Source organism: Pseudomonas sp. SDO5532_S415, from assembly GCF_054071155.1.
The window spans coordinates 1-9,130 of sequence record NZ_JBSVWS010000204.1; the positions used below are offsets into that span (position 1 = coordinate 1).

General features: G+C 61.8%; 6 protein-coding genes. 5 read left to right on the forward strand and 1 reads right to left on the reverse strand.

Features of this window, described 5'->3' with window-relative positions:
* Positions 1 to 155: 155 nt before the first annotated feature.
* A complete protein-coding gene (locus tag ACW9HW_RS26865) occupies positions 156 to 1,079 on the reverse strand; it encodes a TIGR03571 family LLM class oxidoreductase (protein WP_095197343.1) in 924 nt (307 codons plus the stop codon).
* 263 nt (positions 1,080 to 1,342) lie between these two features.
* Here ACW9HW_RS26865 and mrdA point away from each other — a divergent pair, with 263 nt between their 5' ends.
* The 5 genes from mrdA (at position 1,343) to qhpG (ending at position 9,066) form a co-directional block, all read left to right on the forward strand.
* Positions 1,343 to 3,232 carry a penicillin-binding protein 2 gene (gene mrdA, locus ACW9HW_RS26870; protein ID WP_095197344.1) on the forward strand — a complete coding sequence of 630 codons (1,890 nt, stop codon included), beginning with the start codon at positions 1,343 to 1,345 and terminating at the stop codon, positions 3,230 to 3,232.
* 231 nt (positions 3,233 to 3,463) lie between these two features.
* The gene (locus ACW9HW_RS26875) at positions 3,464 to 5,368 is read left to right on the forward strand and encodes a sigma-54-dependent Fis family transcriptional regulator (RefSeq protein WP_457402325.1); all 1,905 of its coding nucleotides are present in this window, start codon (positions 3,464 to 3,466) and stop codon (positions 5,366 to 5,368) included.
* The gene (locus ACW9HW_RS26880; protein ID WP_457402327.1) at positions 5,368 to 7,086 is read left to right on the forward strand and encodes an ABC transporter ATP-binding protein; all 1,719 of its coding nucleotides are present in this window, start codon (positions 5,368 to 5,370) and stop codon (positions 7,084 to 7,086) included. Before ACW9HW_RS26875 ends, ACW9HW_RS26880 begins: the two co-directional genes overlap by 1 nt.
* The gene (gene qhpE / locus ACW9HW_RS26885) at positions 7,076 to 7,771 is read left to right on the forward strand and encodes a subtilisin-like serine protease QhpE (protein ID WP_095197347.1); all 696 of its coding nucleotides are present in this window, start codon (positions 7,076 to 7,078) and stop codon (positions 7,769 to 7,771) included. The genes ACW9HW_RS26880 and qhpE overlap by 11 nt, the downstream gene beginning before the upstream one ends.
* Entirely contained in the window at positions 7,768 to 9,066 is a 1,299-nt protein-coding gene (gene qhpG, locus ACW9HW_RS26890) for a flavin-dependent monooxygenase QhpG (RefSeq protein WP_457402329.1), read from the forward strand. Before qhpE ends, qhpG begins: the two co-directional genes overlap by 4 nt.
* Positions 9,067 to 9,130 lie beyond the last annotated feature (64 nt).

Here is a 9,130-nt window from a genome sequence, read left to right on the forward strand (position 1 = left end):
TAGTGTGGGGTTTCCCCATGTGAGAGTAGGTCATCGTCAAGATTAAATTCCGAAATCCCTATCTGCGTATGCAGGTAGGGGTTTTGTTTTGTCCGCAGGAAAGTGGCGCGAAAAAAGGGACAGCTTGAGGGCCATCCCTGGTCCCGCAGCATCCATCAATGAAACTTCGGCAGCACGTGTTCTGCGATCTCCTCAATAATCTCCGCGACCGGTCGTTCGCTGCGTCGCACATGCAGGCCGACATGTTGTACGCCTGCCTCACGCAAGGCCAGCAGTTCATCGATCAATGCCAGACGTCCACAGCTGCCACCGAAGCGAACACGACGCATCGGTGCGTGGGGATTGGCTGCCAGATCCAGATGAACAAAGCTGATGTAGGGTTTATTGCCACCAACTTCACGCCACAGTCCTACTCGCCGACGGTGCTCATCCGGCGTACCGGGGTAAGCGAGCCAACCGTCCATGTGTTGGCCAATCCACGCTGGCGATTGCTGACCAAGACCCGCCACCAGTAACGGAGCTGACTGTTCGCGTTCTGGAAGCAGACGCGCACCTTCGGGCAAACGGTCAACGCCCTGGCTGCGCAGCAATTCCACGGTATCGCGGAAGATTTCGCCACGCTGATCGTAATCCACGCCAAACAACGGATATTCCATCGGGCGGTCACCGCTGGCCACGCCTAGCAGCAGGCGTCCATCACTCAATTCATCGACACTGCTGGCTGACTTGAGTGTCAACCAGGGTTGCCGCAGCGGGAGTACAACCGCTGCGGTACCGAGCATGATGTTATCGGTAATGCCGGCCAGGTAACCCAGGTAAGAAAAGGTTTCGAACACCTGTGCAGCATCGCCGAAGTGGGGGTCGTAAACCGGCACGTCGCGAACCCACAGCGCGCGAAACCCGGACCGATCGGCCAGCCGGGCCATGGCGGCGTGCTGTTTCAGGTCCGGCACACCAAAAGGGCGGTCCTCGGTAATCCGTCGCCGCTGACCATCGCTGGACCAATCATTATCCAGGGGCAGTTCCAGTCCGATGGAAAAATCGTTAGACCCGAGTAACCGTTGAAAGCGTGGATGCATGTAAAGACTCCAAAAAAAACCAATGACATGTACCCAGTATCAACAGCAGCATCAGCAAGAAAAACGCATGAATGGGAATATCAATCTTGAGTGAAACGCACGAGTCCGCCGCCAAGATGAAAAACTCTTCACCCTTTCACGACCGCGATTGGTGGAATCGAACCAAAGTGAACAAGCGGTATTTGATATGGTGCAGCTCGTTTTTTAAGGACTGATTTGACGCCCATGGATCGGCACGTCTTTTTCAAAGAGTTGCTCTGGAAATGCCCGAACCGATACCGATCAAGGACCACGAAAAAGAGACGCGCCTGGTCAACAAAAGGCTGATGGCCTGTGCCTTGTTCGTCGTCGCCATCACCTGTGCGCTGGTGGTGCGCATGTACGTCCTGCAGGTGGTCGAATTCGACTATCACTCCACGATTTCCGAAAACAACCGCGTTCACGTCCTGCCGATCACTCCCACCCGCGGCTTGATCTATGACCGCAATGGTGTGGTTCTCGCGGACAATCAGCCAAGCTACAACCTGACCATCACCCGCGAACGCACTTCGGATGTGAAAGAAGAGCTGGACGAGGTCGTCAACTTATTGCACCTGCCGCCTGAGGATCGAGCGCTGTTCGACAAGGCCATGAAGCAGGCACGGCATCCGTTTGTGCCGGTGACGCTGTTCTACGAGCTGACTGAAGAACAGATTGCGGTGCTGGCGGTCAACGAGTTCAGGTTGCCGGGCATCGATGTCGAGCCGCAGTTCGTGCGCCACTATCCGTTGGGCGAGCACTTTGCTCATTCGATCGGCTACGTTGGACGCATCAACGAAAAAGAATCCAAGGCCCTGGATTCGGTCGAGTACCGCGGCACTCAATCCATCGGCAAGACCGGGATCGAGAAATTCTACGAGTCGCAGCTGCACGGCCATGTCGGTTACGAGGAAGTCGAAACCAACGCCCAGGGGCGCGTGCTGCGAGTGCTCAAGCATACCGATCCGATTCCTGGCAAAAACATCGTACTGAGCCTCGACGTCAGGCTTCAGCAAGCCGCCGAGCAGGCCCTGGGCGATCGTCGTGGCTCGGTGGTCGCGCTCGATCCGTCGACCGGCGAAGTGTTGGCGATGGTCAGCAAACCGAGCTTCGACCCGAATCTGTTCGTCACCGGCATCAGCTTCAAGGAATACGCGGCACTGCACGATTCGATCGACCGGCCGCTGTTTAACCGTGTGCTGCGCGGCCTTTATGCGCCCGGTTCGACCATCAAGCCAGAAGTGGCGATTGCCGGTCTCGACGCCGGCGTTGTCACACCACAGACCCGGGTGTTCGATCCGGGCTATTACCAACTCCCGGATTTTGATCACAAGTATCGCAACTGGAACCACAGCGGTGACGGTTGGGTGGACATGGACGCGGCGATCATGCGTTCCAACGACACCTACTTCTATGACCTGGCCCACAAATTGGGGATCGATCGCCTGCACGACTACATGGCGATGTTTGGTCTGGGTGAGAAAGTCTCCCTGGACATGTACGAAGAGTCGCCAGGTCTGATGCCATCCCAGGCCTGGAAGCGCGCCACACGCCGTCAGGCATGGTTCCCGGGTGAGACGGTGATCCTTGGCATCGGCCAGGGCTACATGCAGGTCACGCCGCTGCAACTGGCCCAGGCCACCGCACTGATCGCCAACAAAGGTGTGTGGAACCGTCCGCATCTGGCCCGGACCGTGGATGGTGTCGCACCGGTGGACGAGCATCCGATGCCGAACATTCTGCTCAAGGATCCGCGCGACTGGGAGCAGGTCAACCACGGCATGCAGATGGTGATGCACGATGCCCGCGGGATTGCCCGGGCGGCAGCGGCGGGGGCGCAATACCGTATTGCCGGCAAGAGCGGTACCGCGCAAGTGGTGGCGATCAAGCAGGGCGAGCGTTACAACCGCGAGAAGACCCGCGAGCGCAACCGCGATAATGCCTTGTTTGTCGGTTTCGCCCCGGCCGAACACCCGAAGATCGTGATCTCGGTGATGATCGAGAATGGCGAAGCCGGCGGACGCGTTGCAGGTCCCGTGGTGCGGCAGATCATGGACGCCTGGTTACTCGATCAGGACGGGCACTTGAAGCCGCAATACGCAGCCCCAGGCAAGCCGGGCGATCCTCACGTCTAAACCTTCGAGGCTTCGCGAGCAGGCTCGCTCCCACAGGTCCTGCGTTGACCATAAATTCATGGTTCAACCCGGCCCACTGTGGGAGCGAGCCTGCTCGCGAACAACGAGTACGCGGTCCATCTGCCGGAACACAAGCGCCGTAAGGCACTTGCCATAGCCCTGACGTTAACGTAAAGATTGCGGCAGGGCGCCGATGTTTGAAGGCGCAGGGCGGACGACCCGGAGCGCTTGATGACGCTAATAAAAACAAACTCCCCCAAACTTCCCCGCGAAGCCCGGCTGGCCCGGGAGAAGCTGCATCTGGAAGGCGAAGTGCCGGATGGTGTCCTGCGGGCGGAAATCGATGCCTCGTGGCGACGCAGCCTCAGCCATGGTGTGCATTTCAATGCCAAGCATGAACTGGCGCTGGAATCGAGTGCCAGCCTGGACGTACTGCTGTCGAGCAATCGCCTGCTGATCGACGCCGCGTTGCCCGCCATCGACTACCTGGCCGAACGCCAGGGCAAGGAAGGCTTGATCATCCTCGCCAACTCCGACGCCACCATCCTTGCCGTCGAAGGTCGTGCCGACCGTCTCAAGGGCAGCGGCCTGCAAGACATTACCCTGGGTGCCTGCTGGAGCGAAGCCGCCCGCGGCACCAACGCCCTCGGCACCGCGTTGGTGGAAGCCCGGCCGACCCTGATCGATTGCGGCGAACATTACCTGGATCGCCTCAGTGATTTTTCCTGCACCTCGGTACCGATCCATTGCCCGCAAGGTGACATCCTCGGCGTACTCGATTTGACCCGCGAAGGCCCGTTGGGCCGTGCCCACGACAGCACGGCGCTGTTGGCCATGGCGGTCAGTCAGATCGAAAGCCGGGTCTTCAACGCCAGTTACCCGGACGAAATCGTCCTCGCCTTCCATAGCCGTCGCCAGTACCTCGAATCCCCCTGGCAGGGCCTGCTGGCCGTAAGCCTCGGCGGACAGATCCTCGCTGTCAGTGCCCAGGCCTGCCAGTTGCTGCATGCCGAGCGTTCAGCGCTGGTCGGTCGGCGCTGCGAAGAGTTTCTCGGTGTCGATGGCCTGCAATTGTTGGCTCGACTGCATCAGGGCGGCGCCGGCAGTTTGCAGACCGCCAAGGGCGAATTTTTCTACAAAACCCTGCGCGCGCCGCAACGTTCGATCAACGTCAGCAGCCCACCGCGGACCCCGGCAAAAACCACCAAGGCACAACCGGACCTCGACTCCCTGGCGGGTAGCAACGCCCGTTATGCCCGTGCCCTGCGCATGGCCCGCCAAGGCCTGGCCAACCAGTTACCGGTATTGCTGCTGGGCGAAACCGGTACCGGCAAGGAAGTCATCGCCCGTGCCCTGCACATGGCCGGCAGTCGCTGCGATAAACCCTTCGTCGCAGTGAACTGCGCGGCCATCCCCGAAGGTCTGATCGAGTCCGAACTGTTCGGCTACCGCGAAGGCGCGTTCACCGGCTCGCGCCGGGGCGGCATGGTCGGTCGCTTGCAACAGGCCCACGGCGGGACGCTGTTTCTCGATGAAATCGGCGACATGCCGTTGGCCCTGCAAGCACGGCTGCTGCGGGTGTTGCAGGACCGCAAGGTCGCACCACTGGGCGCCGGCGAAGAACAGGACATCGACGTCGCCCTGATCTGCGCCACCCACCGCGACCTCAAGCGCCTGGTGGAAGAAAAACACTTCCGCGAAGACCTGTTCTACCGGGTCAACGGCATCAGCGTGATGCTCCCGGCCCTGCGCGAGCGCGAAGATTTCGGTGCGCTGGTCAGCCGTCTGCTGGCCCGCCTCGACGCACCGACGGTGGTGCTTCATGACGACTTGAGCTGTCTGCTCGGCAACTACCATTGGCCGGGCAACATCCGCCAGTTGGAGATGGTCTTGCGCACCGCCCTGGCCATGCGCGAACCGGGGGAAACCGTCCTGACGCTCGATCACTTGCCTGACAGCATGCTTGACGAGTTGACCGCGACTGAACGTCCCCAGGCCGGCAGCATCCGTGAAAACGAACTGGAGATGATCCGCCAGTCCCTGGACACGCATCAGGGTAATGTCTCGGCCGCCGCCGACGCCCTGGGCATCAGCCGCGCGACCCTGTATCGCAAGCTCAAACAGTTGCGTTCGTGATGCAGCGCCTGATCGTTCGGCTGATCGACAGCCAGAACCCCGAAGCCCTGCAAGCGGCGTTGCGCTGGCTCTACAGCTTTGTGCGGCCCCATCGGCTGGCGATTGCCGGGCTGCTGGGGCTGTCGGTTTGTGCGTCAGCCCTGGTGCTGGTGCAGCCGTGGCTGACTAAGTTGTTGATCGACGATGGCCTGCTGGCACGCGACTTTTCGATGCTGGTGCTGATCGCCGGATTGATGATCGTCGCCGGGCTGTTGGGCACAGTACTGTCGGGGATTAATCGCTACCTGCACACACGGTTGTCCGGGCGCATGCTGTTTGCCCTGCGCGATGACCTCTATCGGCATTTGCAGACCCTGTCGCCGAGCTTCTATAGCCAGCGGCGCATCGGCGATCTGATGTCGCGTCTCGATGGCGATGTGGCGGAAATCCAGCGCTTTGCCGTGGATTCGCTGTTCTCGGCGGTGTCCAGCGTGATTGGCCTGGTGGTGGCCGTGGCGATGTTGCTGACCTTGTCCTGGAAACTGTCGCTGCTGGCGTTGGTGCTGATTCCCCTCGACGTGCTCTGGTTGCGCTGGATGCGACGCAAGGTCGAGCGCGATGTGCGGCAGTTGCGCGAACGCTCGGCGGACATGTCGTCGTTCATGGTCGAGACGCTGCCGGTGATGAAGTTCATCCAGTCCGCCGGCCAGCAACAGCGCGAAGCGCGGCGCCTGGAAACCTTGGGGCAAGGCTATATGAGCCAGTTGCTGCGCCTGCAAGTCACCGAGTTTTTCACCCAGGCCGTGCCGGGCACCTTGACCTCGCTGTCCCGGGCCTGTGCGTTTCTGATCGGCGGCTATTGGGTGGTGCAGGGCACCTGGCAACTGGGTGCGCTGATTGCGTTTTCCACTTACCTGGGCATGGCCGTGGGGCCGGTGCAGAGTCTGCTTGGGCTCTATGTGGCTGTTCAGCGCATGACCGTCAGCCTCGGTCGGGTGATGGAGTTGCGCGGTGAAGAACCCACCGTACTCACACCCGCCGCGCCGAAGCCGATGCCGGGCTCGGGTGAGCTGCGTTTCGACGATGTGCACTTCAGCCATCCCGGTCGCTCGACCACCCTGCGCGGTATCGAGGCACGCATTCCCTACGGATTGAAAGTCGCCTTGAGCGGCGGCTCCGGCGTCGGCAAATCGACTTTGATCGACCTGCTGCAACGCCATCACGACCCGCAGTCAGGGCGGGTGCTGCTGGGCGAAGTGGATGTGCGGGAGCTGGACCTGTTCCAGTTGCGTCGGCGCATCGCCGTGGTCAGTCAGGACATCGTGTTGTTTCGCGGCAGCCTCGCCGACAACCTGGCCTATGCGATGCCGGACGCCAGCCGCGAAGCGATTGCCGAAGTGGCGCGGCTGGCGCAGCTCGACAGCTTGATCGCTTCGTTGCCCGAAGGCCTCGACAGCCCGTTGGGCGAGCGCGGCCAGCAGTTGTCCGGCGGGCAAAAACAACGCATCGCCATTGCCCGCGCGCTGTTGCAGGACCCGTTGATTCTGGTGCTCGACGAAGCCACCTCGGCGGTGGATGAAGCCACCGAGCGAGAAGTGATCGAGGCCATCGACCGCCTGTTTGCCGGGCGCACGCGCATCCTGATCAGCCATCGCCCCTCGACCCTGGCCGATGCCGACCTGCGATTTGAGTTGCTCGACGGTGTATTGATTTCGAAAACGGTGCTGCATGAAGCCTGAGCTGTATGAAAAACCTGGGCTACGCATTGGAGTGGTGGACAGCGGCCACTCGGCGGCGCAGCGGGTGCAGGTGATCGGCGGACGTCGCTTTTCCCTGGTGGAGGACGGTCTGGCCGAAAGCGACTTGCGCGATGATCCACTGGGTCACGGCAGCGCGGTGATCGAAGCCATCGGCCGGCGCGCGCCGTCGGCGCTGTTTTGCGTGGCCCAGGTATTTGACCAGCGTGGCGTCACCAGCGCCTTGCAGATCGCCACGGCGATCGACTGGCTGGTGGCGCAGAATGTGCGCTTGATCAATTTGAGTCTCGGTTTACGGCAGGATCGCAGCTTGTTGCGGGCTGCCTGCGCGGCGGCGGTGGCGCGCGGCGTGTTGCTGTGCGCATCCAGCCCGGCGCAGGGCGAAGGGGTGTTCCCGGCGAATTATCCACAGGTGCTGCGGGTCACCGGCGACGCGCGCTGTGCCGAACTCGAATGGTCATGGCTCAACAGTGCCCAGGCGGATTTCGCTGCATGCGTGCACGGTACCTATCCCGGGCAGTCCGGCGCCAGTCTCGGTTGCGCGGCATTGAGCGGGCATATTGCGGCGTTTCTGGTGGAGCAACCCGAGGCGAGCAACGAGCAGGTCATCGAGTATTTGCGACATAACGCCCGTTATCGCGGCCCTGAACGGCGCTTCTTGCCATGACGTCGATTGTGATTCTGGGCGCCGGGCCGGCGGGCGCAGCGGTCGCCCTGGGGCTGCGGCGACTGGGGTATGCAGTAACGCTGGTCAGCGAGTGGCGCCGCTTTGCTGCGCTGGAGGGCGTTTCCCTGCGGGTGCTGGAGGCGTTGCGCGGCGCCGGGTTGCATCACGCATTATCGGAAGCCGCGTTACCGTCGCAACGCCAGGTCAACTGGAACGCTCAGCAACATGCGCAGAACGTCGAATTTCTGCTGGATCGTCCGACCTTCGATCGCGGCCTGCGCGAGGATTTGCGCCTTGCCGGCGTTGAACTGGTCGAAGGCCGGGTGTTGTCGGTCCAGTCAGCCGCGAGCGGCCATCGAATCGATATCGACGGGCGCCAGGCGCTGGCCGCGGACTTTCTGGTGGAAGCCCGTGGACGTCAGGCACCCGCTCTCGGCAAAGGCCTGCGCGGACCGGAGACGGTCAGCCTGCTCAATCGCTGGCAAGGCGCACCGGGCAACACCGCCAGCGCCGTGGAAAGTCTGGAAGACGGCTGGGCATGGATGGCGCGACGGGCTGATGGTCAGTGCTATTGGCAATGGACGGTGGACGTGTCCAGTGCCGGGTTGCCGGGCAAGGCGCAGCTGCTCGACTACTGTCGGCAACGGCGTCAGGACTCGGCGGTGGCCCGGGCATTTTTCGGCGACGAACCCGAGGCTGATTTACGGCTGCACGCCCGCAGCAGTACGGCGATTCTGAGTCCGCAGGTATGCGGTGATAACTGGATTCGAGTTGGCGATGCAGCGATGGCGGTGGACCCGCTGTCGGGCAATGGCATCTTTCAATCCCTGTCCTCGGCGTTGCAGGCGCCGGCGGTGATCAACACCCTGTTGTGCAAACCCGAACGAGCGGCACTGGCCCGGCGTTTTCATCAGCAACGGGTGGAGCAGTTGTTCCTGCGGTTCGCAAGGATTGGCCGGGATTTTTACGCCGATGAAGCGCGCTGGCCCGATCAGCCGTTCTGGCAGGTGCGACGGCGATGGCCGGATGCAGAAATTGCCCATGCCGAGGCGGATTTCAATGCTTTACGGATCGAGCGAGCGCCGGTGCTGCGTGACGGGTTTGTCGATGAGGCCGAGGTGGTGATCACGGCGGATCAGCCGTTGGGGATCTGGCATGTGCAGGGGGTTGAGTTGGCGCCGTTGGTGCGGCGGTTGATGTGCCGTGAGTCGGCGGAGCAGGTGTTGGCGGGGTTGACGGTGGAGCAGGGGAGGATGGTTCGCAGTTGGTTGTTGGCTCAAGGTTTCAAACCCTGAGGCTTGTATTGGCAGGTCTGGCCTCTTCGCGAGCAGGCTCGCTCCCACATGGGAATACGTTCCT